Consider the following 22,843-nt stretch of genomic DNA (forward strand, 5'->3'; position numbering starts at 1 on the left):
CCCTATATCGGCTGCGAAAATCTAGCGGAGACTACCATGGCTGAAACCCTTACCCTCTCTCTCGACAGCGGCGATGTTGTCATTAAGCTGCGCTCTGATCTAGCGCCTGGTCACGTGGCCCGGATCGTCGAGCTGGCTCAGGAAGGCTTTTATGACGGGGTGAAGTTTCACCGGGTGATCCCGGGCTTCATGGCCCAGGGCGGCTGCCCGCAGGGAACCGGCATGGGCGGTTCTGACAAGCCAGATCTGCAGGCCGAATTCAACGCCGAACCGCATGTTCGCGGCGTCTGCTCGATGGCCCGCACCAGCTATCCGCACTCGGCCAACAGCCAGTTCTTTATCTGCTTTGACGATGCCACTTTCCTGGATCGCCAGTACACGGTCTGGGGCCAGGTGATCGAAGGCATGGAACATGTCGATGCCCTGCCCAAGGGCGAACCGCCGGCAAACCCCGGCGTTATCCGCAAGGCGACTGTCGCTTAAGTCGCGGGCTTTGGCGCCGGCGGATCAGCGATCCGCCGTGCGCTCATGATTTTGACAGGCGGCTCTAGCAGCTGACCTTTGAGCGGCCCTTCACCCTTGGTGGGCGATAGCGGCGCATCCCAGATTTTCCGCACCACATCCATCCCGGCAGTGACATGGCCAAAGGCGGCAAAACCGGCCTGGGTCTCAGGCTCGCTCGCTTTGGGATCGGCATCGAGGCTTGGCAGGTCTGAAAGCAGAATCGACCAGTCCGCCGTCGCTGTGCCTGGCGCATGGCGGGCCATCGAAATCGTCCCGGCCTTGTGGCTCAGCCCGGTCACGCTGGTTGGTTCGTGGACGATGGGCTTCAGTACCTTTAGCGGATGTCCCTGCAAGCCGCCTTGGATCAGGCCGTTGGGTTGATTGCCCCAAGGCAGCCGCATCGACCGGTAGAAAGAGATTCCGTCGAACTTCTTCAAATCGACATAGCGCACGAAGTTTTGCGTCGTGACCGGCGCGCGCTTGTTGTCCAGTTCCAGCTCGATCGTGCCGAGCTCGGTCACCAGCACAATCTTGACCGTATCGCCCAGCGGCGGTGCTGGCTTGGTGGCGACCGGGCGCTTGGCCAGCGGCTTCTTCGGCGGCGCGGCGGCGGCCAGGATAAGCAGGGCAGGAATAGCGAGCAGGGCGAATCGACGGTTCATCGGCGAATCCTGCCCGATTACAGCCCGGTTTTCACCACCCAGTCATGGAAGATGCGCACGGCGCGAATGTCCAGCGCATGGGGCTTGCAGACGAACCAATAGGAATAGGGGCTCTCGACCTCGATTTCGAACAGGCTGGCCAGGCGATCGTCCTGGGCACGATCAAAGTGGGCGTCGTGCATGATCGCAATGCCAAGGCCCTGTGCCGCCGCTTCAAGGATCAGCTGGCCTGAATCGTAATGGTCGATGGCTGCCGGTTCAAAATCGTCAAGGCCAATAGCCTGTTTCCAGGCGACAAAGCTGTCCGGTAATTCGGTGTGAATCAAGAAAGTCTGCCGCGACAGCATCTCGCGGTCGGGCGTTGGCCCGATCTCTGCAGCCAGATCTTTCGAGGTGATCGCATAAACCTTGTTATGGTCCAGCCTGACGGCATGGAAGGACGGGTCGGGCTGCGCCGATAGGATGAAGGCAGCATCCAGCGTATCGCCAACCCGGTGATCGAGATGCGGGCTGGTATCGAAATCGATATGCAGGCGCGGCTGGGCCTTGCGCAGTTCGGGCAGGCGCGGGAACAGCCGCTGGCTGCCGAAGAGCGGCAGTACACCCAAGCGTAGGCGCAGCACCCGACTATCCTCAACCTGGCCTTCTACCGCAGCGGCGAGTTCATCAAACTTTGGCGCGACGGCATTGTAAAAGGTGCTGCCGTCATCTGTCAGCTTCATCGACTGGTGCTGACGGGTAAACAGCCGCTTGCCGATAAACTCTTCGAGCGCAGACACTCGGCGTGAAAGGGCCGATGGGCTCAGGCCAAGCTCGTCCGCAGCCGCCCGGGCCGAACCAAGGCGGACAATCCGCACAAACGCTTCGATCGCGCGCAGAGGGGGTAGACGGCGGATGGCCAAGGGGTGTTACTCTTCGGATTCGGCCTGGGGAGAGGGCGGATGCAGTCGCAGACGGGTAACATGCTTTTCGTTGCCTGCAATGACTTCCAGTCGCCAGCCGCTGGAATGATCCAGGATTGCTCCAACTGGCGGCACGGCCTCGGCCAGCAAGAAGGCCAGGCCACCCAGCGTGTCGACATCTTCCTCAACCTCGGCCAGGCGCGGGTCGATTACATCGGCCACGTCATCCAATTCGGCCCGGGCATCGGCTTCCCACATGCCGCTTTCCAGTGGGGTGAGCAGTTCTTCCGGCGCGTCGTCGTGCTCGTCCTCGATCTCGCCGATGATTTCCTCGACCAGGTCCTCGATCGTGATAATCCCGTCAGTGCCGGAATATTCGTCGATCACCACGGCCAGGTGGACCCGGCTGGCGCGCATATCGTTCAGCACGTCCAATGCACCGCGCGCTTGCGGCACATAAAGCGGCTGGCGTAGCAGGCTGGTCCAGTCTTTGGGCGGCTTGCCGCTGGCCAGGTGCTTGAACACATCTTTGATCAGGACCATGCCGACGATCTCGTCCAGGCTGTCGCGATAGACCGGCATGCGCGAATGACCATGCTCGGCAAAGGCGCTGACAACCTCTTCCCAGGTCGCTGTTTCGGGCACGGCAACAATTTCGCCGCGCGGGATCGCCACGTCGTCGGCGTCATGCTCGCTGAAATGAAGGAGATTGCGCAGCATGTCGCGCTCAAGCGCGGACAGATCGCCGTTGCTGGCCGCCCCACGATCGCCTTCGTGATCGTCGATCGCTTCTTCAAGCTGGGCGCGCAGTGATTGCTCTACGCCGTCGACCCGGTCGAACCAGCGTTTGATTGCGCGCCAGGTGGAGCGCCTACTCTCTCCGTCTCCGGAAGGGCCGTCGGCCATGGTACTTGTCAGTCCCCTGTTGGCGATCCGGTGATTGGATCGCGGTCGCCATATGGGTCGGCAATGCCCATTAACGCAAGAGCCTTGATTTCCAGCGCTTCCATCGCGGCCGCTTCCTCATCGGAATCTACATGGTCATGCCCTGCCAGATGGAGCAGGCCGTGAACAACCAGATGGACCGCATGGTGTTCCAGCGAAACACCCTTGTCCGCCGCCTCGCGCGTGCAGGTTTCCAGCGCCAGGGCGATGTCACCCAGCAGTTCGGGTGGCCCCTCTGGTGCAAGCGCAAGCAGGTCCTCGCGCTCCAGCATCGGGAAGGACAGGACGTTGGTCGGCTTGTCCTTCCCGCGCCATTCACGGTTCAGGGCATGAACTTCGGCATCGTCGGAGAACAGCAGGCTGGCCGAAAGCCGGGGGTTGGCGAGTTCGGGCGCGATCGCGGCCAGTGCGCCGACGGCGCGCTCGGCCAGGGATTCCCAGTCGGCAGCATCTGGCCACGGGGCCTCTATCGCGATTTCGAGTTCCACGATGCCCCCATGCCGCGCGATGCCCCGCAAGTCGAGCGTGGAGGCGTTATCCGTGCTGCCCTTCATAGGCATCGACGATCCTCCCGACGATCGGGTGGCGGACTACGTCGGCGCTGGTAAAGCGGGTAACGGCGATGCCCTCGATCCCTTCCAGCCGGGTCACGGCATCGTTCAGACCGCTCATTTGCGGCCCGCCTGGGATATCGACCTGGTTGGGGTCGCCGCAGATTACCATCCGGCTGTTCTGGCCAAAGCGGGTCAGAAACATCTTCATTTGGGCAGGGGTTGTGTTCTGTGCTTCATCCAGAATGACGAAGGCTTCGGCCAGAGTGCGGCCGCGCATGAAGGCGATTGGCGCGATCTCAATTTCACCGCTGGCGATCCGGCGCTCAACCTGTTCGGGTGGCATGCAGTCATAAAGCGCATCGTACAGCGGGCGCAGATAGGGATCGACCTTGTCCTTCATATCGCCGGGCAGGAAGCCTAACCGTTCGCCCGCTTCCACGGCCGGTCGGCTCAGGATCAGGCGTTGAACCGATCCCGTGATCAGCTGGCTGACCGCCTGGGCAACTGCGACATAGGTTTTGCCGGTGCCAGCCGGACCAAGCGCGAAAATGATGTCCCGGCTGGCCAGGGCCTTCATATATTCGATCTGGGTTGCGCTGCGCGGGACAATCGTTTTCTTGCGGGTGCGGATCATCACCGATGGCGCGCCTCCGTCTCCAGAGACGATCCCTTCCAGTGTGGGTTCGGCTGACATCAAGATGATCGATTCAACGGTGCCGGAATCGAGATCCTGCCCGGCCATCAGCCGCTGATGCATGGCGCGCAGCACGTCGCGTGCGCGGGCCACGCTATCTTCTGGCCCTTCGATCTGGATGCGGTTGCCGCGGGCAGAAATGAATACGCCCAACCGGTTTTCAATCTGCACCAGGTTGGCGTCGAATTGCCCAAACAGCGCCCCCAGAATTGTCGCTTCGTCAAAATCCATCTCCGTCCGAGCGCGACGGGGCTGGATGCGGGTTTGCCCAACGATATCATGGTCGTCCCGGGCGCGTGCAGGTTTACGGGCCATAGAGAGGGCAAGGCGCTCCTTTGAGTGTGGCCAAAATGGCTGATTCGAAGCTTAGGCACAGCCGTGCCGTGCGCAAGCGACAAGGTCGTTACAGTCGGTGAAAACCGGTCAGGCCGCAGCCGGTTCCAGCAGCCGGGCGGAGACCGAATTGGGTGCGGCCTCGGTTAGCTCAACCTCTACCAGATCGCCGACTGCGGCATTGCCGGTAAAGTGAACCGATTGCAGCCAGGGCGATTTGCCAACCCATTGGCCTGGATGGCGTCCCTTTCGTTCGACCAGGACGGTACAGCGCCTGCCGATGGTGGCCTGGTTGAAGGCATTCTGGCTGGCATGGAGCGCGGCCTGGAGCCGTTGCAGGCGCTCATCCATTACCGCGGGCGGCACCTGATCGTCCATGGTTGCTGCGGGAGTGCCGGGGCGGGCAGAGTATTTGAAGCTGAAGCACTGGGCATAGCCCACCCGTTCGACCAGTCGCATCGTATCTTCAAATTCGGCATCGGTTTCGCCGGGGAAGCCAACGATAAAATCGCCAGACAAGGCGATGTCCGGCCGGGCCGCGCGGACCCGATCGAGCACGCGCAGGTAACTTTCCGCCGTGTGACTGCGGTTCATGGCTTTCAGCACGCGGTCATTCCCCGCCTGTACGGGCAGATGCAGGAACGGCATCAGCTGCGGCACATCGCGGTGCGCGGCAATCAGCCCGTCAGTCATGTCGTTGGGGTGGCTGGTGGTGTAGCGGATGCGGGCGAGCCCCGGGATCGCGGCCAGTGCTTCGATCAGCTTTTCCAGGCCGCGATTGCTCTCATCCCGCCAGGCGTTGACGTTCTGGCCAAGCAGGGTGAGCTCGCACGCACCGGAATCCACCAGTTTCCTTGCTTCCTCAATGAGGTTTGCAAAAGGTCGAGAAACTTCGGCGCCACGGGTATAAGGAACGACGCAATAGGTGCAGAACTTGTCGCACCCTTCCTGCACGGTCAGGAAAGCACTGGGGCCAACCTTGCGCCGTGCCGGGAGCGAATCGAACTTGGTCTCGGCCGGCATGTCGGTATCGACTGCGCGGCGTCCTTCAACCGCCTCGGCGATCATTCCCGGCAGGCGGTGATAGGCTTGTGGCCCAACCACCATGCTCACCGCCGGTGCGCGCTTCATGATTTCCTCGCCCTCGGCCTGTGCGACACAGCCGGCAACAGCGATCAGCGGGCTGGTGCCATCTTCGCGGCGCAGGCGGCCGATGTCCGAATAAACCTTTTCAGCGGCTTTTTCGCGGATGTGGCAGGTGTTGAGGACCACCAGATCGGCTTCCTCGCCCTCGGGTGCGGGCATGATGCCTTGCTCGCCCAGCAGTTCGGCCATGCGTTCGCCGTCATAGACGTTCATCTGGCAGCCGAAGCTTTTAACCCGGAAGGTTCTGGGGGGCGATGTGGGGTCCATGGCGCGCGCCGATACGCCAAAATACGCGGCTTTTGAAGCGCTATCCGTTAAGTCGGGCCTGGATTGCTTCGCGTGCGGCCTGGGCAATGGCCTTGCGATTGGTCAGCTCCGCACCGCTCAGAATGGGCAGGAAGTGGATGGTCAGCGCAATCGGGCGGCGGCGGGCTAGCAGGCGCAGGAAGTTATCGACCCCGTGCTCTTCCCCCACCCAGGCAATATCCGCAGCTTCCGGGCCAAAGTCGAGCAGCACCGGCTGAACTGCTATACCGTCGGGCAGGGGCTCCAAGGCTGATAGCAGCGAGCTCTTGAACGGTAACAAGCCGGTGCCATCGCTGGTCGTGCCTTCGGGAAAGATCGTCAGCGCCCCAGTATCGCGGATGGCCGTGCGTACGTCTTCAACCTGCCGGGCAACACTTTTGCGATCGTGCCGGGCAACAAAGACCGTGTCGTTCATTTTGCACAGCCACTTCAGCAGCGGCATCGAAGCCAGGCCATCATGGCCGACAAAGGCGCTGCCAGTGGTTGCGGCGATGGCCGGAATATCCAGCCACGAGACGTGGTTGGCGAGCAGGAATGCCCCGCGGTGGACCTTTTCGCCCCGGGTGCGAAGCCGCATTCCGGCGATTGCGCCAACTCCGGCCAGAAAGAACCGCGGGACCGGGTTATGCCGGGTGAAGGGTCTGGCCAGGTAATAGGCGGCGACGCAAACCAGCAATAGCGCGAGCATCACCATCAGTCGCAGCGAAACGCGAATCCAGCCGGCAAGTGAAAGCTGGCGCGGCTGGCTTAGCGCGATTGCCATGAAATCTTACTGCCCCTCGCGGCCAAGCCGCACCCCGTAAAGCTCCATGCGGTGGTCAACCAGGCGATAGCCAAGCTTTTCCGCGATCTGGCGCTGCAGGGCTTCAAGCTCTGGATCGACGAATTCGATGACCTTGCCAGTTTCGACATCGATCAAGTGATCGTGGTGCGCTTCCGGGGCGGCTTCATAGCGGGCGCGGCCATCGCCAAAATCGTGGCGATCGAGAATGCCCGCCTCTTCGAACAACCGCACCGTGCGATAGACAGTCGCGATCGAAATGCGTGGGTCGACTGCAACAGCCCGCTCATGCAACTTCTCGACATCCGGATGGTCGGTGCTTTCGGACAGCACTTTGGCAATTACGCGCCGCTGCTCCGTGATCCGGAGGCCACGTTCCGCACAAAGCGCTTCGATGTCGATCTGCTGGTGCACGAAGGATTCCGTAAATGAAAAGTCCCACCGGGTATGAACCCGGCGGGACGATTCTTCAACCGCGCGTGGCGGACTTATCCGGCCTCAGGCTTTGGCCTTGGGCTTGCGGCCGCGCTTCTGGCCGGGTTTGCGGCCCAGGCCGATCTTCTTGGCGAGTTCGCGGCGCTTTTCGGCATAGTCCGGGGCAACCATCGGATAGTCGGCGGGCAGGTTCCAGCGCGTCCGATACTGATCCGGGGTCATGTTGTAATGGGTCATCAGGTGGCGCTTCAGCATCTTGAGCTTCACGCCGTCTTCCAAGCAGACAATATGGTCAGGCTTGACCGAAGCGCGGATCGAGACAGCAGGCTTGGGTGCTTCCTCGACAACTGGTGCAGCAGTCTGGCCCAGCTCTGCGAGCGCGCCATAGACCTTGGTGATCAGTGTCGGGACGTCATCCACAGAAACAGAATTATTGCTGACATGAGCAGCAACAATATCCGAAGTAAGTGTAATCAGCGTTTCATTCAAATCTGCTTGCGGCATATCCATGACCCGGGTCCTTTCTTTAGGCGACCATCTGTCTTCTGACTGTTGGCTAGCCCCACAGACTGGCCAGCGCGTATGCTACGATGAAAACATCGAAATCTCAAGAAAATTCACGTTTAAAATCTGTTCGATCTGGCGCGCTTACCACAAATTATTAACTAAAGAGGACAAGCAAAGGTAATTGCATCCAGTCGAGCACCCGAAGGCGTGCGATAGTAATTCTTTCGCGCGCCAATTTCGACAAAGCCGCTTTGGCGATAGAGATGGACTGCAAGATTATCGCTGCGCATTTCGAGTAAGAGTTGCCGGGCACCGCGCAGTTTTGCGTCGGCCTTGCAATCACGCAGCAACGTTTCGCCGATCCCGCGGCGGCGAAAATCCGGTGAAACCGCTATCAGCAGCAATTCCTCTTCTTCAAAGCCATAGCGTGACAAGGTAAAGCCAGCGGGCTCTTCTAGAACTTCGGCAATGCGATAATGACAATTGCCGACCAGCAGCGCGTCCTCCACCTGGCGGCGGCTCCAGGCCTCTCCATAGGCGGGGTCGAAGGCGGCTTGCATGACCGCCATGATCCGGTCGATATCGTCAGCCGGCGCCATCATGCAGCAGGCAGGCGGGCATCAGGAGCCCGGCCATAAAGCGGGTGGTCAGCAGGGCGAAGCAGTGCCGGCGGCAGCAAGGCAAAGCGCTGTGCATCCGGATGGAGCGCCAGTGCGCGGCCGGTGCCACGCCGGGCGACGAGCGCTTCGGCCTGGCTTCCTGCGACAAGGGTTGCAAAGGTGCCCGCCGCAGCCGCGTCAGGGCCAAGTGAGGCCAGTTCGCGCAGCGGGAGACCATCGGCGCCGAACGACTGGACGAACCATTCCCCGTGCCCGCCCGTCATCGCAACATCGCAGGGCTGTGCCCCGGCCTGTTCGCGCGCCATGGCAGCGACCAGGGCCAGGGTAGGATAGCCAACCAGATCGCATTGCCAGGCCAGCGCCAGCGCACGCGCCGCCGCCAGGCCAACCCGCACCCCGGTGAAGCTGCCCGGGCCAAGGGCAACGGCAATCCGGTCAGCGCGGCCCTTGCCGGGCAGGGCGGCAATCATCGGCACCAGCGCCTCGGCGTGGCCGCGCCCCAGCAGCCGGCATTCGCCCGCGACTAGGGCTGGGCCGTCCAGTAAGGCAACCGAGCAGGCTTCGGTCGCGCTATCGATGACAAGGGTGCGCATGGCGCCAGAACGTAGCGCGTTAGGCAACCCGATTGAAAGTGTCGAAATCGGGACGCGGGCTGCGATCGAAGATCGAGGCTGGATCGCCATAGCCCAGGGTCGAGATCATCACCGACTTGAAGTTAGGTGTGTCGGCCAAGAACGCGCCATCGACGGCATCGTTTGCGAAGCCGGTCATCGGCCCGGTATCAAGCCCAAGGCTGCGTGCAGCCATGATAAAATAGGCAGCCTGCAGCGAGGTGTTCAGGAAGGCTGAACGTTCGCGGAATTCGGCACTGCCGCTGAACCATGCCTTGGCATCGGCATGTGGGAACAGCCAGGGCAGGTTTTCGTGGAATTCGATGTCCATGGCGATGATGACCGATACCGGGGCCTTCAGGATCTTCTCGCCATTGGCGGGCATGGCGCAGGCGGCCAGCTTGGCTTTGGCATCATCGGTGGTGCACCATACAAAGCGGGCTGGCAGCTGGTTGGCACTGGTCGGGCCCATCTTTAGCAGGTCCCAGATCGCGTGGAGCTGTTCGGTACTGACCGGTTTGTCCAGATAGCCGTTATAGCTGCGCGCCGTGCGGAACAGCTGGTCGAGCGCAGCATCGCTGAGCAGTTGCGACATGGTAGATTTCCCCTGTTGGTAATGGCGCGGATCAGGCCGCGCGGACTTCGCTGACTTCGGGCACGTAGTGCTTGAGCAGTCCTTCGATTCCCTGCTTGAGCGTGGCAGTTGACGATGGGCAGCCCGAGCAGGCCCCCTGCATAGTCAGATAGACCACGCCATCCCGGAATCCACGATAGGCGATGTCCCCACCATCGTTGGCAACGGCCGGGCGAATGCGCGTTTCCAGCAGTTCCTTGATCTGGGCAACCACGTCGGCATCGGCTGGATCATCGCCATAATCGACATCGTCATCAGCCGGAACGGCGATTCCGTTGCCGGAAACGGGGTGAAACAGCGGGGCTTGGCTGACGAAGTGATCGAGCAGGATTGCCACGACTTGCGGCTTGAGTCCCGACCACTCTACCCCCGGTCCGGCGGTAACCGAGACGAAATCGCGGCCAAAGAATACGCCCGTCACATCGCCCAGGCTGAACAGCGCTTCGGCCAGCGGCGATGCCGCGGCATCTTCCTCGTCGCGGAAGTCACGAGTGCCAGTTGCCATCACGTCCTGCCCGGGCAGGAATTTCAGCGTGGCTGGATTCGGGGTGGTTTCGGTCTCGATAAACATGGCTGGGATGTAGGCCTTTGCCGCGCGGGTTCAACCGCCAAAATCACAGTTCGCGCAAGGCTTGCGCCGGCTTGGCCCGCAGCAGCGGCAAAGATCCGGCCAGCGCGAAGGCCACGGTCATGGCCAGGCCCGCGCCCAGCACCGCCAGAACCTGCGGCCACTTGGGCAACCAGGCAAAATCGAACAGCTGCACGATTACCAGCCAGCCGATTACCGAACCCAGCACCAGCGCAACCCCGGCCAACAGCAGGGCGAGCAGGCCATATTCGGCCAGCTGGAGCAGCAGCAATTGCCGCCGGCTGGCCCCCAGCACGCGCAGCACCACGTTATCGTAAAGGCGGCTGGCCCGCGCTGCGGCGATCGCCCCCAGCAGCACGGCGATGCCGGCCAGGACCGCGACCGATGCAGCAGCCAGGATCGCAGTCGAAACCTGATTGAGCAATTCACGCGCCTGCTTCAGCACGCCGCCCACTTCGATCACCGAACTCGCCGGGAAGGCCCTAAGCAGTTGTGGGAGCAATTTGGTCCGGTCTGCCGCAGCCGGCAGGTCGATTGTCGCAGCTAGGTTATGCGGGGCATCGGCCAGGGTATTGGGCGAGAAGACCAGCACATAATTGAAGCCCATCGAATCCCAGTCGATCCGTCGGAGCGAGGCAATCCGGGCGCTACGTTCAACGCCAAGCACGCCAATGGTGATCTTGTCACCGATCTTAAGGTCGATGGCCCTTGCCAGCTCCTCATCAACCGAGACCAAGGGCTCACCGCTGTAGTCCTTCGGCCACCATTCGCCGGCGGTCAGCGAATTGCCCTCTGGCAGGGTGGCGGAATAGGTCAGCCCGCGCTCACCGCGCAGCGGCCATGCGTTCTCTGGGATTTCCTTGAGATCAGCGACGCGGGTCATTGCGCTTTCGGGACCATAGGCCAGGATTGCCCCGCGTAGCGCTGGCACCTGGCGGACCTTGGCCTGGGGGGCGGCCTGCAGCACGATCCGCTCCATTTCTGCGGCACGATCGCGGGGTAGGTCGAGCATGAAATAGTCGGGCGCGCGCTGGGGTACCCGGCTGGCGATATTGGCTTCCAGGCTGGTCTGGACCACCGCCAGCAGCACGAAAGCAGACAGTCCGAAGCCCAGCGCGGTTACCAGTGCGCCGGTTTGTGCGCCGGGGCGGTGCAGGTTCGACAGCGCAAGGCGCAGCAACGGTCGCTGCGGGCGGCGCAGCCGGGCGGCGATCTGGCGCAGGGCCCAGCCCAGCAGGCCAAGCAAGCCCAGAACCACGATCGCCCCGGCCAGGAAGCCGGCGGTCACCGGCAATTGCGCTGCGCTGGCAAGGGTGAGGGCGATGATCGCGGCAAAGCCCAGGCCCACCGGCCACGCGGCCTCCCGCCATTGGCCTGCCAAGGGAGAGACCCGCGCGCGCAGCAGCGCCAGCGCCGGAAATCGGCGTGCAGCCATAAGGGGCGGGGCGGCAAAAACCAGCCCGACCAGCAGGCCATAGGCGGCGGCACGCAAGAGTGCGGCCCAGTCGAACACGAAGCCGGGCGCCACCGGCAGCAAGGCGCCCAGCGCCTTGCCCAGTGCCGGCATGACCAGCACCCCTGCGGCGAGGCCGGCGAGGCTGCCGGCCATGGTGGCGGCGAGCAATTGCAGCAGATAGATCCGGGTAATGTCCTGGCTGGTTGCCCCCAGGACCTTCAAGGTGGCGATGCTGTTGCGGCGCGCTTCGAGATACGAGGAAACCCCGCCGCCAATCCCGATCCCGGCAATCGCCATGGCGGTAAGCCCGACCAGCACCAGGAATTCGCCCATCCGCGACACGAAGCGGTCGGCGCCCGGCGCAGCCTTGTCGCGCTGGCGATAGGTGAAGCCAGAGGTGGGGAATTTGGCCTTGAGCAGATCGATGGTCGCCACCGGATCGCGATCCTGGGGCAGCAGCAGACGATATTTGCTGCGATACATCGCGCCCGGCGCAGTCAGACCGGCAGCTTCGGGAAATCCATCCGCGACGATCACCGTCGGGCCAAGCGCGAAGCCTTCGCTGAGCCGGTCCGGCTCATCGGCGATGACACCAGCGATCTTGAGCGTCTGGCCGGCAAGGGTGAAGGTGCCGCCGTTTTGCTGTTCAAGCCGGGCCAGGGCATCCGGTGAAACCCAGGCGGTGCCCGGTTCTGGTGCCCCTACCTTGCGTCCATCTTGCAATGTCAGGCGCCCGACCAGCGGCCACTGGGCATCGACCGCCTTCAGCTCTATCGGCACGACGGTTTCGCCGCTCGAAGCCATGGCTTGCAGCCGAATGCCGCCTGATACCTGCCCTAGCGCTTCCAATTCGGCACGTTCAGCTGCACTGGCACTACGCTGCCAGACCTCGACCTGCAGATCGCCGCCCAGGATTGTCTGCCCGCGCGACTTCAACTCACCTTCAATCGCTCCGGTAAGCGTGCCAATCGCGGCGAGGGCACCGACACCGAGGAACAGACAGGCCAGCAGCAGCCGCAGGCCGCGGAACCGGGCCGAAAGATCGCGCCGGGCAATTGTCCAGGCGGTGGACCAAGGCAGGGGCGTATCGTTCACGCGGCGGTGTCACTCGCGATCCGGCCATCAGCCAGGGTGACCACGCGTTCGCAGCGCTCGGCCAGGGCCGGATCGTGGGTTATGATCACCAGCGTCGCACCGGCTTCGGCGCGGCGGGCGAAGAGCAGGTCAACTATCCCCGCCCCAGTCGCGGCATCAAGGTTTCCAGTTGGTTCGTCGGCAAAGACAAGTGCGGGGCGCGGGGCAAGCGCGCGGGCAATGGCGACACGCTGTTGCTCGCCGCCCGAAAGCTGCGATGGGTAATGGCTCAGGCGGTGGCCCAGGCCAACGGCGGTCAGTTCAGCCTCAGCGCGGGTGCGGGCGCCTTCTATCCCGGCCAGTTCCATTGGCGTCATGACGTTTTCGAGCGCGGTCATGGTCGGCAACAGGTGGAAGGCCTGCAACACGATACCGATCCGACCGCGGCGCGCGGCGGCCAGCGCATCTTCGTTTAGTGCGGCAAAGTTGGCACCCGCCACGTCCAACGCCCCGGCACTAGCCCGCTCCAGCCCCGAAAGGACCGCCATCAGCGAGCTCTTGCCCGAGCCTGAGGGGCCAAGCAGCGCCAAGGTCTGGCCCTGCGGCAAGGTCAGGTCGATACCGCGCAGGATTTCGACTGCCGCCTCGCCGGATCCGAGGCTGAGAGTAAGGTTAGTGGCGGTGATCGCCGATTGGGGGCTTGTCACTTCAGCGATTGGCCATAGCTAGGGGGAAACGAATTGAAGGAACCTTCCGGCATGAAATGGAAATCCGCAGCGCTAGTTGCAAGCCCTCTCGCGCTAGCCTTTGTGCTGGGTTCCTGCGGCTCTGGTGAGCCGGCCGCGCCGCCGCCCCAGCAGCGCAACAGTCCAGCGCCAGACCTGCCTGTTATGGGCGATGAATTGCGGATCGTTGCTCTGGGAGATAGCCTGTTCGCCGGCTACGGCCTGGAACCCGGCCAATCCTATCCGGCGCGGCTAGAAGCAGCGCTGCGCGCCCGCGGCCTCAATGCTCGGATCACCAACGCCGGAGTTTCTGGCGATACGACTGCGGGCGGGCTGGGCCGGCTCGATTTCACGCTGAACAGCCAGCCCAAGCCTCCGGCCTTGGTGATCATCAGTCTGGGCGGCAATGACATGCTGCGCGGCCTGCCGCCCGAGGCGACCCGCAAGAACCTGGATGAGCTGCTGTCCAAGCTGACGGCGCGCGGCATTCCGGTGGTGCTGATGGGAATGCTTGCGGCGCCCAATCTGGGGGCGGATTATCGCGGCAAGTTCGATCCGATCTATCCGGCGTTGGCAAAGAAACATGGTGCGGCCTTGGTGCCGTTCTTTCTCCAGCCCTTGATCGATCGGCCGGACCTGATCCAGGCCGACCGGATCCACCCGACCCTGCCGGGGATCGATCTGATGGTTGCAGCAACGGTGGACAAGGTAGCCGGGGCGCTGCCCGAACTGGCTAGCCCTGGCGCTCCACCGAGCCGTCCCTGACCCGCCAAACGGACGCTTCGGCTGCAATCGCCTCGAACGGAGCGAGCTCGGTACCGGTGAGCCAGATCTGCGCCCGTCCGGCGCGGAGCCGGTCGAACAATGCGGTGCGGCGCAGCGGATCGAGGTGGGCAGCGACTTCGTCCAGCAGCAGCAGCGCCGGACGGCTGTCCTGCAACAGGTCGGCATGGGCCAGGGTGATCGCGATCAGCAGCGCCTTTTGCTCGCCCGTGGAGCATGCACTTGCCGGCTGCCCCTTGCCGGCCATGGTTACCAACAGCTCATCACGGTGGGGACCGGTCAGGGTGCGCTGCGCTGCGCGGTCACGCCGCCGGGTACTGGCCAGCTCCGCCGCCAATTCCGCTGCATTCAGCGGCCCGCCGGGCTGATAGGCCAGTTCGGGGCGGGCAAAGGGGGCCTCGGGCAGTGTGGCAAGCCGTTCGGACAAAGCCGCAACCAGCCGTACCCGTGCCTGTGCCACCAACGCCCCCGCTTCGGCCAACTGGCTTTCCAGTGCTTCGAGCCAGGCCGGATCAGGCTCGGCCAATTCGCCCAGCAGTCGGTTGCGCTCGCGCAGGGCATTCTCCATTCGCGCGGCATTCTTGGCGTGGCCGGGCTCCAGCGCGAGGACCAGCCGGTCAAGGAACCGTCGCCGCGCCCCTGCGCCTTCGCTGAACAGGCGGTCCATCGCCGGGGTCAGCCATCCAATTGATAACCACTCTGATAGGCCCAATGCCGGGATTTCCGCTCCGCTAGCGCGCGCAATGCGACGGCCAGGGCGGTTGGGGCGAATGCCGGTGCCCAGCTGGACCCCGCCATCCAGCTCGGCGCTGACCGCGCAGCCGCCATCACCGCTCTGGCTTGGTAGATCGGTCAAGGCCGCACGCCGCAATCCGCGCCCCGGGGCAAGCAGCGAGAGCGCCTCCAGTATGTTGGTCTTGCCGGCACCATTCTCGCCTACCAACAGATTGAACTGGGCGGTGCCGGCCAGCCGGGTTTCCGGATGGTTGCGGAAGTTCGTGAGGGTGATCCGGTCAAGCGCCATTGCAGTGGCGATAGTCTGATGGCTGCTTGCTGTCACCCTCGGTGCCGTTCCAGAGAGTTGGTGAATTTCCCCAAAACATGGCATTCATCCTGCGGAAAATTTCTAGTGCGAACTTAATAATCCCGATTTTCCGCCATTTTTCAAAACTGGCACGGGCCCTGCAACCATTGTGGTATCCGCAGGAATGGTCCGGCGGATGGTTTAAATGGAAAGGGAAATGGCAATGTCTGGTCTCTCGCAATTGCCCGCTCGCTTCACTGCCGCCGTGTCGGCCTTTGCGCTCTCACTCGCCCTGATCGGTGCTACTGTCTCGATGCCCAGCCAGGCCCAGGCCCGCACCAGCGCCTATGTCGGAGTTGTTGCCTGATGAGCCCGCTCGATCGTTCGCGCAACGACAGCGCATCCGCCACCGGCTTTCGTCTCAACAAGGCCAATGGCAAGTTCATGGGCGTAAGCGCCGGAATTGCCGACTACTTCAACGTCGATGTCACGCTGGTCCGCTTGGGCTGGGTTGTCGGCACGATCCTGGGTTTCGGCAGCCTGGTGTTGATTTACCTCGCAATCGGCCTCATCGCCGATTGATGATCGCCGGTGAGGCCCCGTCCGCAGCAGGACGGGGCCGACCACCGGAAAAATTCAGACCGATTTGGCCTTGGCAAAGGGCGAGAAGTCGGTCCCCTCGTCGAAGACCTCAACTCCCTCGCGGCGCTTGAGCCAGCCGACCACGCCATAGGTCACCGGGGTGAGCAGTGCTTCCCACAGCACTTTCAGCAACCAGTTGGTGACCATAACTGTCAGCACCTGCTGGGTGGTCCAGATGCCCAGAAATGCGATCGGATAGAAGATCAGGCTATCGACCGCCTGGCCGAAGAAGGTCGAGCCAATCGTGCGGCTCCACAATGCCTTGCCCTTGGTCAGGATCTTCATCTTGGCAAGGACGAAGCTGTTGACGAACTCCCCGGCCCAGAACGCTATCACCGAAGCAGCAACAATCCGCCAAGTGCTGCCGAACACGCTTTCATAAGCGGCTTGGCCCTCCCAACCGGCGGCGGGCGGCATGGCGACAACGACATAGCTCATGAAGGCCATGAACAGCATGGCGGCAAAGCCCATCCACAGGCAGCGGCGGGCATTGGCATAGCCATAAACCTCGGTCAGCACGTCGCCGATCACATAGGAGACCGGGAAGAACAGGATCCCCGCACCAAAAGTGAAGCCGCCCAGCGTGGCCAGCTTGCTTGCCCCGATCAGGTTGGACAGCAGCAGGATCGCGACGAAGGCCGCCATCACGTAATCGAAATAGCGGAAGTGGCGACGGGCGCCGGCCTGTCCGTCCAGCTGAGTGAGATTGATGCTCATTTTCGCTGCCTAACCCGGTTTGCGCCCCGCGCAAACCCCGCCTATGGAATGCACGGCGCGCGCCCGTAGCTCATCTGGATAGAGCGCGAGACTTCTAATCTTGAGGCAGCAGGTTCGAGTCCTGCCGGGCGCGCCATCTGAATCAGCTTGTTAATCGATCAGCTTTCCCATCCATTTTGCCCTTGGCCTGCCATCCGAAATGGCTAGTCTAGGGGACTGCATCGAGGCCTGACGAGCGGCCCGGGCGGAGGGGGATGTCCGGCGTGAGCCTGCGGGTTGCGGCAATTCTGGCCTTGGCGCTGATTGCGGTGCTGTTTGTGCTGGCCAGCCTGGTCGAGCGGCGCGGGGGGCGGCCGCAGAACCGCCCGCGCCTGCGCCATGTTACCTATACCCTTGCACTGGGGGTCTATTGCAGCAGCTGGACCTTTTACGGGGCTGTCGGCAGCGCTGTGCGCGATGGCTGGTCGTACCTGCCGATTTACATCGCTCCGATTGTTCTGCTGCTGGCCGCGCCGCGCTTTCTGCAGCGGCTGTCCGATGCCGTCGCGCAGGAGCAGGCCGGTACCGTATCCGATTTCATCGCCGCCCGCTTCGGCAACGACGTGGTAATCGCACGGCTCGTCACGATGACCGCGCTGCTTGGCTCCATCCCCTATGTCGCACTGCAGCTCCGTTCGATCGGCAGCGCCATGACGATCGTATCAGGGCAGCCTGTCGAAACGGCGGTAATGGTGGTGTCGGCGCTGCTGCTGGCGCTTTTTGCCGCGGCCTTCGGCGCCCGGCGCTATGAGTTGGCCGGGCGGAGCGAGGGGCTGGTCTATGCGATCGGCCTGGAATCGCTGATCAAGGTTGCGGCGCTGGCGGTGGTTGCGCTGGTCGCTGGCGGCATGGTCTTCACTGCGCTGGAGGGACCCGCCCTGCAGCAAGGCGTTGCCCAGCTGGCCGAACGGTTCGCGCCAGGTCGGCTGACAATTGAAGTGGCGGTGATTTTCCTGATTTCGACCATGGCGATCATCGCCTTGCCGCGGCAATTCTACATGGGACTGGCCGAAGCACAGGGGCCGCGGGACCTGGTGCGGGCGCGCTTTGGCCTTGCTGCCTATCTCGCTGCCATGGCATTGCTGGTCCTGCCGATCGCGCTGGCCGGGATCGTGGCGGTGGGGCCATCGGTATCGCCGGACCTTTATGTGCTGGCCCTGCCGGCCGAAACCGCCAGCAGCTTTGCCCTTGCCGCCGCGTTGATTGGCGGTGTCAGCGCGGCGGCATCGATGGCGATTGTCGATTCCACCGCGTTGGCCACGATGGTTTCGAACGACCTGGCATTCCCCAGCGTCCTTCGAAGCCGCGCGGCCGCGCAGGACGGCGCGATCGGACGCCGGATGCTGCAAGTGCGCCGCGCCTCGATCCTGGGGATCATGCTGCTCGCGCTGGCCTGGGCGCTGCTTTTATCGCCTTCCAACTCGCTCGCTTCGATCGGGCTCATCGCCTTTGCCGCAATGGCCCAGTTCACCCCGCACCTGATTATGGCAACTTACCGCGGTAACCGTGATCCGGTGGCGGCACGCGCCAGCCTGGCAACGGGGCTGGCGCTGTGGTTCTATACCCTGGCCCTGCCGCCGGTGCTGCCCAAAGCCGCGCTGAATGCACTGGGCGGCACGCTGATCGATCCGTTGCGTCTGTTCGGCATCGGCGGTGCATCGCCGATCGTCCACGGCGTGCTGTGGAGCCTTGGTGCGAACCTTGCGGTTTACGGCCTGCTTGCCGCGCGGGGCATGGGGGCGCCCGCCTTGCCGGGCTTCCTGCGCGGGCAAAGGCCGGTTGCGGACCTGGCAGAACTGGCCGAACTGACCGCCAGCTTCGTCGGCCGCGAGCGCGTTGCCGAAGTGTTTCCCCATGCCCGCAAGGGCGTGCCGATCGACCGTCGATCGGCCAGCAAGGCGCGCGATCTGATCGCTAGCGTGGTTGGGACCTCTTCCGCCCGGGCGCTTGTCACCTCGGCGCTGGCCGGTGGGACGATGAGCTTGGTCGAGGTCGCCCGCGTGCTCGACAAGGGCGGCCAAAGCCTTAGTTTTTCGCGCCAGCTGCTGGCCGCCACATTCGAGAACATCGATGCCGGGATCAGCGTGGTTGATGCCGAAATGAACCTGGTTGCGTGGAATTCGCGCTATCTTGAACTGTTCGACTATCCGCCCGGCATGGTGCGGGCCGGAGTTCCGGTGGCCACCTTGATCCGGCACAATGCCCGGCGCGGCGATTTCGGCCCCGGCGACGTGGAATTCCACGTCCAGAAGCGGCTTGGCCACCTACGCCGGGGCCTGGAGCATAGTTTCGAGCGCCATCGCAGCGACGGGCGGGTGATCAAGACTGTCGGCGGCCCGATGCCGGGTGGCGGCTATGTCATGAGCTTCATCGACATTACCGAGGAAGCCCGCGTGCGCGAGGAACTGCAGCGCACGCTGGATGAACTGGAACACCGCGTTGCCGAGCGGACCAGTGACCTGTCCGAGGCCAATCGCCGGCTGGCCGAATCCGATTCCGAAAAGACCCGCTTCCTCGCTGCTGCCAGCCATGACCTGCTCCAGCCGCTTCATGCCGCGCGGCTATTTGCTGCCGCATTGGACCGCGAGGTGGACGAACGCCCGCGCCAGCTGGTTCGCCGCGTTGAAAGCGCGATTGTCGCGGCCGAGGACCTGCTGCGGGCCCTGCTCGACATTTCCCGACTTGATGCCGGCGGGGTGACGCCGCGGCCCGAGCCGGTCAACCTCCTGGCCTTCCTGGCCGACCTGGTCGACAGCTTCCGGCCGCTGGCGGAAGAAAAGGGACTGTCCTTGCGCCTAGGGCCGGTGCCTGGAACGGGGACGGTCCACACCGATCCCGCACTGCTGCGCTCTGTCATGCAGAACCTCCTGACCAATGCCGTACGATATACCCAGCGCGGCGGCATTGTGGTGGGTGTGCGGCGGCGCGGACAGAACTGGCGGATTGACGTAGTCGATAGCGGGGTTGGCATTGCCCCGGACCGGGTTGAGACGGCGTTTGGAGAGTTCACCCGCCTGGGCGAGGTGGAAGTGGAAGGGCTGGGCCTGGGTCTGGCGCTGGTTCGCCGGATCGCGCGGCTGCTGGGCGGGCGGATCAGTGTGGCGTCAAAGCCCGGACGTGGCAGCAGGTTCAGCTTCGGTCTGCCCGCTGTGGCGGCGGACCAGGCAGGTAAGGCGCCACTGCCCGAAACTGCCCCTCCGTCGCTGGCGGGCCCAATGACGGTCCTGGTGGTCGATAACGACCCCTTGATTGTCGAGGCGACGAGCGCCCTGCTTCAAGGGATGGGACATAGGCCGATCGGCATGACAGGCGTGGCCGGGGCGCTGGAGCAGTCGGACTCAGTCGATGCCGTGCTGGCGGACTACCAGCTGGACAATGGCGAAGACGGGCTGACCCTGATCGCGGCGCTGCGTGACCGCCGGCCCGGCCTGCCGGTCCGGCTCGTCACGGCTGAATCCGCGCCCGAAATGCGACAGCGGGCGCGGGCCATGGGGGTGGAAATCCTGTCTAAACCTGCCGACCCGGGCCGGATCGCCCGGTTTCTGGCCGAAGCGTCAGTGCTTGAGGTCAAGCCCTAGCGAGCGCGCCACAAGGGCCGCCTGAGTGCGGTTGCTTACATCCAGCTTGCGCATGATCGCAGTCATGTGCGCCTTGACCGTTGCCTCGCTCATCCCGAGCGAATGGGCGATCTGCTTGTTTAGCTGGCCTTCCAGTACAGCCAGCAGAACCTTGAGCTGCGTCGGAGTCAGCCCGGCTATGGTCTGGCGCACACCGTCCTCCGGCTGATCGGGCGCAGGCACTGGCGGTGGCGGCACGGTGCCCGTGTGCAGCGCGCGTGCGATCGCGGCTTCAATTGCCGAAAGGTCGGTATCCTTGCGCAGGAAGCCGATCGCGCCAAATGCCCGCGCCTCTTTCGCCGCGCTTTCGCCTTCGGCGCTGGACACCACGATAATCGGGACTTCGGGGCGTTCGGCGTGCAGCAGGGCAATGCCGGAATAGCCCACCGCACCGGGCATCTTAAGGTCAAGCAAGATCAGCCGCAGGCCTTCTGCCTCGCCAACTGCGCGCGATGCAGTAGCTAGCGTGCCAGCTTCGACAATGCGGGCCTCGGGGGCAACCCGCTGCACCGCCAGCGACAGGGCCTGACGGAACAGCGGGTGATCGTCGGCGATCAGGACCGTGCCGCCCACGCGCGCGTCCTCGCTCAGTTGGCGCCCGGCCGGTTGGCCAGAAGATGATCGACCACCGACGGGTCGGCAAGCGTCGATGTGTCGCCCAGGTTGCCGATGTCGTTCTCGCCGATCTTGCGCAGGATCCGGCGCATGATCTTGCCCGAACGGGTCTTGGGCAGACCAGGTGCGAACTGGATCACGTCGGGCGTGGCAATCGGGCCGATTTCGTGCCGGACCCAGGCGACCAGTTCCTTGCGCAGGGCTTCGTCCGGCTCAACATCGGCATTGGTGGTGACGAAGGCATAGATGCCCTGTCCCTTGATATCGTGCGGCATGCTAACCACGGCGGCCTCGGCCACTTTGGCATGGGCCACCAGCGCGCTTTCGATCTCGGCCGTGCCCATGCGGTGCCCGGACACGTTGATCACGTCGTCGATCCGCCCGGTGATCCAGTAATAGCCGTCCTCGTCGCGGCGACAGCCATCGCCGGTGAAGTACAGCCCCTTGAACGTGCTGAAATAGGTCTGGAAGAAGCGGTCGTGATCGCCCCAAACGGTGCGCATCTGGCCGGGCCAGCTGTCCTTGATCACCAGGCAGCCCTCGCCCGGGCCGTGGATCTCGACGCCATCGTTGTCGACCAGCATCGGCTGAACCCCGAAAAACGGCTTGGTTGCCGAACCGGGCTTCAGGGCGGTGGCGCCGGGCAGCGGGCTGATCAGCACCCCGCCGGTTTCGGTTTGCCACCAGGTGTCAACAATCGGGCAGCGACCATCGCCAACTACGCGGTGATACCATTCCCAGGCTTCGGGATTGATCGGTTCGCCCACCGAGCCCAACAGGCGCAGGCTGGAGCGGCTGGTCCGCTTCACGAAATCATCGCCTTCGCGCATCAGTGCGCGCAGCGCGGTGGGTGCCGTATAGAAGATTTCGACCTGGTGCTTGTCGATCACCTGCCAGAACCGGCTTGGATCGGGATAGTTGGGCACACCTTCGAACATCAGGGTGGTGGCGCCGTTGATCAGCGGGCCATAGACGATGTAGCTGTGGCCGGTGACCCAGCCCACATCGGCCGTGCACCAGTAGACCTGTCCGGGGCGGTAATCGAACACGTACTGGTGCGTCATCGATGCCCAGACGCCGTAACCGCCCGTGGTGTGAAGCACGCCCTTCGGTTTGCCCGTCGAACCCGAGGTATAGAGGATGAACAGCGGGTCTTCCGCGCTCATCTCCTCCGGTTCGCAGTGGTCGCTCTGGACGGCGCAACCTTCGTGCCAGTCGACATCGCGGCCGGCCACCATCGGCACGGCTGCCCCGGTCCGCTTCAGCACGATCACGGTATCGACCGAGCTGACCTTGGTCAGGGCTTCATCGACATTGACCTTGAGCGGCACGGCCTTGCCACCACGCAGCCCTTCGTCTGCGGTCAGCACCACGGTGCTATCGCAGTCCTGAATCCGGCTGGCGAGAGAATCCGGGCTGAAACCGCCGAACACGATCGAATGGATCGCGCCGATCCGGGCGCAGGCCAGCATAGCCACGGCAGCTTCCGGCACCATCGGCAGGTAGATGGTGACTCGGTCGCCCTTCTTGACGCCGCGAGCCTTCAGAAGGTTCGCAAAGCGGCAGGTCTCGGCATGCAGTTCGCGATAGGTGATGTGGCGGGCAGGCTCATCTGGGCTGTCCGGCTCCCAGATGATCGCGGTGGTATCGCTCTGTTCCGCCAGGTGCCGGTCAAGCGCGTTGGCGGACAGGTTGAGGGTCCCGTCGGCAAACCATTTGATGCCAAAATCCGCGGCGTGATAGCTGGTTTCCTTAACCCGCGTGAAGGGCTTGATCCAGTCCAGCCGCTGGGCTTCGGCGCGCCAGAATGCATCCGGCTGTTCGACCGAGGCACGGTACATTTCCTGGTACCGACCATCGTCGACCAGCGCGGTATCGGCCCATTGCTGCGGCACAGGATAGATTGCTTCGCCCATTCCCAAGATTCC

At 63.5% G+C, this 22,843-nt stretch carries 24 protein-coding genes and 1 tRNA gene; 6 read left to right on the forward strand and 19 right to left on the reverse strand.

All coding sequences use genetic code 11. The features are described from left to right. The first annotated feature begins 36 nt into the window (after positions 1 to 36). On the forward strand, positions 37 to 483 hold the full coding sequence (locus tag RQP55_RS08165; protein WP_315609695.1) for a peptidylprolyl isomerase: 447 nt from the start codon (positions 37 to 39) through the stop codon (positions 481 to 483). Here the strand turns inward: RQP55_RS08165 and RQP55_RS08170 are convergent. From RQP55_RS08170 to RQP55_RS08240, 15 genes are all read right to left on the reverse strand, one after another. Continuing rightward, a complete protein-coding gene (locus RQP55_RS08170; RefSeq protein WP_315609696.1) occupies positions 480 to 1,166 on the reverse strand; it encodes a peptidylprolyl isomerase in 687 nt (228 codons plus the stop codon). The genes RQP55_RS08165 and RQP55_RS08170 overlap by 4 nt on opposite strands. Before the next feature lie 17 nt (positions 1,167 to 1,183). Beyond that, complete coding sequence (locus RQP55_RS08175; RefSeq protein ID WP_315609697.1) at positions 1,184 to 2,068, reverse strand: LysR substrate-binding domain-containing protein; 885 nt, start codon at positions 2,066 to 2,068, stop codon at positions 1,184 to 1,186. A gap of 6 nt (positions 2,069 to 2,074) precedes the next feature. Beyond that, positions 2,075 to 2,974, reverse strand: a complete 900-nt coding sequence (locus RQP55_RS08180; protein ID WP_315609698.1) for a hemolysin family protein — start codon at positions 2,972 to 2,974, stop codon at positions 2,075 to 2,077. Between the two features lie 8 nt (positions 2,975 to 2,982). Then, complete coding sequence (gene ybeY / locus RQP55_RS08185; protein ID WP_315609791.1) at positions 2,983 to 3,501, reverse strand: rRNA maturation RNase YbeY; 519 nt, start codon at positions 3,499 to 3,501, stop codon at positions 2,983 to 2,985. 46 nt (positions 3,502 to 3,547) lie between these two features. After that, positions 3,548 to 4,576 carry a PhoH family protein gene (locus RQP55_RS08190; RefSeq protein WP_315609699.1) on the reverse strand — a complete coding sequence of 343 codons (1,029 nt, stop codon included), beginning with the start codon at positions 4,574 to 4,576 and terminating at the stop codon, positions 3,548 to 3,550. Between the two features lie 108 nt (positions 4,577 to 4,684). Further along, positions 4,685 to 6,007: a tRNA (N6-isopentenyl adenosine(37)-C2)-methylthiotransferase MiaB gene (gene miaB / locus RQP55_RS08195; RefSeq protein WP_315609700.1), complete on the reverse strand. Its 1,323-nt coding sequence runs from the start codon at positions 6,005 to 6,007 to the stop codon at positions 4,685 to 4,687. A gap of 40 nt (positions 6,008 to 6,047) precedes the next feature. Next, on the reverse strand, positions 6,048 to 6,809 hold the full coding sequence (locus RQP55_RS08200; protein WP_315609701.1) for a lysophospholipid acyltransferase family protein: 762 nt from the start codon (positions 6,807 to 6,809) through the stop codon (positions 6,048 to 6,050). A 6-nt stretch (positions 6,810 to 6,815) separates the two neighbouring features. Further along, on the reverse strand, positions 6,816 to 7,241 hold the full coding sequence (locus RQP55_RS08205; protein WP_315609702.1) for a Fur family transcriptional regulator: 426 nt from the start codon (positions 7,239 to 7,241) through the stop codon (positions 6,816 to 6,818). Positions 7,242 to 7,325: 84 nt separating this feature from the next. Continuing rightward, positions 7,326 to 7,772: a MucR family transcriptional regulator gene (locus RQP55_RS08210; RefSeq protein WP_315609703.1), complete on the reverse strand. Its 447-nt coding sequence runs from the start codon at positions 7,770 to 7,772 to the stop codon at positions 7,326 to 7,328. 155 nt (positions 7,773 to 7,927) lie between these two features. After that, a complete protein-coding gene (gene rimI / locus RQP55_RS08215; protein WP_315609704.1) occupies positions 7,928 to 8,371 on the reverse strand; it encodes a ribosomal protein S18-alanine N-acetyltransferase in 444 nt (147 codons plus the stop codon). Continuing rightward, on the reverse strand, positions 8,368 to 8,982 hold the full coding sequence (gene tsaB, locus RQP55_RS08220) for a tRNA (adenosine(37)-N6)-threonylcarbamoyltransferase complex dimerization subunit type 1 TsaB (protein WP_315609705.1): 615 nt from the start codon (positions 8,980 to 8,982) through the stop codon (positions 8,368 to 8,370). The genes rimI and tsaB overlap by 4 nt, the downstream gene beginning before the upstream one ends. A 19-nt stretch (positions 8,983 to 9,001) precedes the next feature. Beyond that, a complete protein-coding gene (locus RQP55_RS08225; protein ID WP_315609706.1) occupies positions 9,002 to 9,595 on the reverse strand; it encodes a malonic semialdehyde reductase in 594 nt (197 codons plus the stop codon). Positions 9,596 to 9,626: 31 nt separating this feature from the next. Continuing rightward, complete coding sequence (locus tag RQP55_RS08230) at positions 9,627 to 10,205, reverse strand: NifU family protein (RefSeq protein ID WP_315609707.1); 579 nt, start codon at positions 10,203 to 10,205, stop codon at positions 9,627 to 9,629. A 43-nt stretch (positions 10,206 to 10,248) separates the two neighbouring features. Then, positions 10,249 to 12,774 (reverse strand): ABC transporter permease, encoded by a 2,526-nt coding sequence (locus RQP55_RS08235; protein ID WP_315609708.1) that lies wholly within the window; start codon positions 12,772 to 12,774, stop codon positions 10,249 to 10,251. Further along, the gene (locus tag RQP55_RS08240) at positions 12,771 to 13,460 is read right to left on the reverse strand and encodes an ABC transporter ATP-binding protein (protein WP_315609709.1); all 690 of its coding nucleotides are present in this window, start codon (positions 13,458 to 13,460) and stop codon (positions 12,771 to 12,773) included. The genes RQP55_RS08235 and RQP55_RS08240 overlap by 4 nt, the downstream gene beginning before the upstream one ends. A 51-nt stretch (positions 13,461 to 13,511) precedes the next feature. Here RQP55_RS08240 and RQP55_RS08245 point away from each other — a divergent pair, with 51 nt between their 5' ends. Further along, positions 13,512 to 14,243, forward strand: coding sequence for an arylesterase (locus tag RQP55_RS08245; RefSeq protein ID WP_315609710.1), 732 nt, complete (start codon positions 13,512 to 13,514; stop codon positions 14,241 to 14,243). Here RQP55_RS08245 and recF read toward each other — a convergent pair. Then, positions 14,212 to 15,285: a DNA replication/repair protein RecF gene (gene recF, locus RQP55_RS08250; RefSeq protein WP_315609792.1), complete on the reverse strand. Its 1,074-nt coding sequence runs from the start codon at positions 15,283 to 15,285 to the stop codon at positions 14,212 to 14,214. The two genes, RQP55_RS08245 and recF, sit on opposite strands and share 32 nt — an antisense overlap. A 223-nt stretch (positions 15,286 to 15,508) precedes the next feature. On the opposite strand from recF, the gene RQP55_RS08255 reads away from it, so the two are divergent. Together RQP55_RS08255 and RQP55_RS08260 are read left to right on the forward strand one after the other, a co-directional pair. Further along, complete coding sequence (locus RQP55_RS08255; protein WP_315609711.1) at positions 15,509 to 15,652, forward strand: hypothetical protein; 144 nt, start codon at positions 15,509 to 15,511, stop codon at positions 15,650 to 15,652. Next, a complete protein-coding gene (locus tag RQP55_RS08260) occupies positions 15,652 to 15,867 on the forward strand; it encodes a PspC domain-containing protein (protein WP_315609712.1) in 216 nt (71 codons plus the stop codon). Before RQP55_RS08255 ends, RQP55_RS08260 begins: the two co-directional genes overlap by 1 nt. 54 nt (positions 15,868 to 15,921) lie before the next feature. On the opposite strand, the gene RQP55_RS08265 is transcribed toward RQP55_RS08260, so the two are convergent. Then, positions 15,922 to 16,644: a queuosine precursor transporter gene (locus RQP55_RS08265; protein WP_315609713.1), complete on the reverse strand. Its 723-nt coding sequence runs from the start codon at positions 16,642 to 16,644 to the stop codon at positions 15,922 to 15,924. Between the two features lie 59 nt (positions 16,645 to 16,703). Between RQP55_RS08265 and RQP55_RS08270 the strand changes: the two genes are divergently transcribed. Together RQP55_RS08270 and RQP55_RS08275 are read left to right on the forward strand one after the other, a co-directional pair. Continuing rightward, positions 16,704 to 16,780, forward strand: a tRNA-Arg gene (locus tag RQP55_RS08270). A 118-nt stretch (positions 16,781 to 16,898) separates the two neighbouring features. Continuing rightward, positions 16,899 to 20,261 carry a PAS-domain containing protein gene (locus RQP55_RS08275; RefSeq protein ID WP_315609714.1) on the forward strand — a complete coding sequence of 1,121 codons (3,363 nt, stop codon included), beginning with the start codon at positions 16,899 to 16,901 and terminating at the stop codon, positions 20,259 to 20,261. Here the strand turns inward: RQP55_RS08275 and RQP55_RS08280 are convergent. Next, positions 20,238 to 20,873, reverse strand: coding sequence for a response regulator transcription factor (locus tag RQP55_RS08280; protein ID WP_315609715.1), 636 nt, complete (start codon positions 20,871 to 20,873; stop codon positions 20,238 to 20,240). The two genes, RQP55_RS08275 and RQP55_RS08280, sit on opposite strands and share 24 nt — an antisense overlap. Before the next feature lie 14 nt (positions 20,874 to 20,887). Then, the gene (acs, locus tag RQP55_RS08285; protein ID WP_315609716.1) at positions 20,888 to 22,831 is read right to left on the reverse strand and encodes an acetate--CoA ligase; all 1,944 of its coding nucleotides are present in this window, start codon (positions 22,829 to 22,831) and stop codon (positions 20,888 to 20,890) included. Between the last annotated feature and the right edge of the window lie 12 nt (positions 22,832 to 22,843).

This window comes from Novosphingobium sp. APW14 (assembly GCF_032337075.1).
GTDB lineage: Bacteria > Pseudomonadota > Alphaproteobacteria > Sphingomonadales > Sphingomonadaceae > Novosphingobium.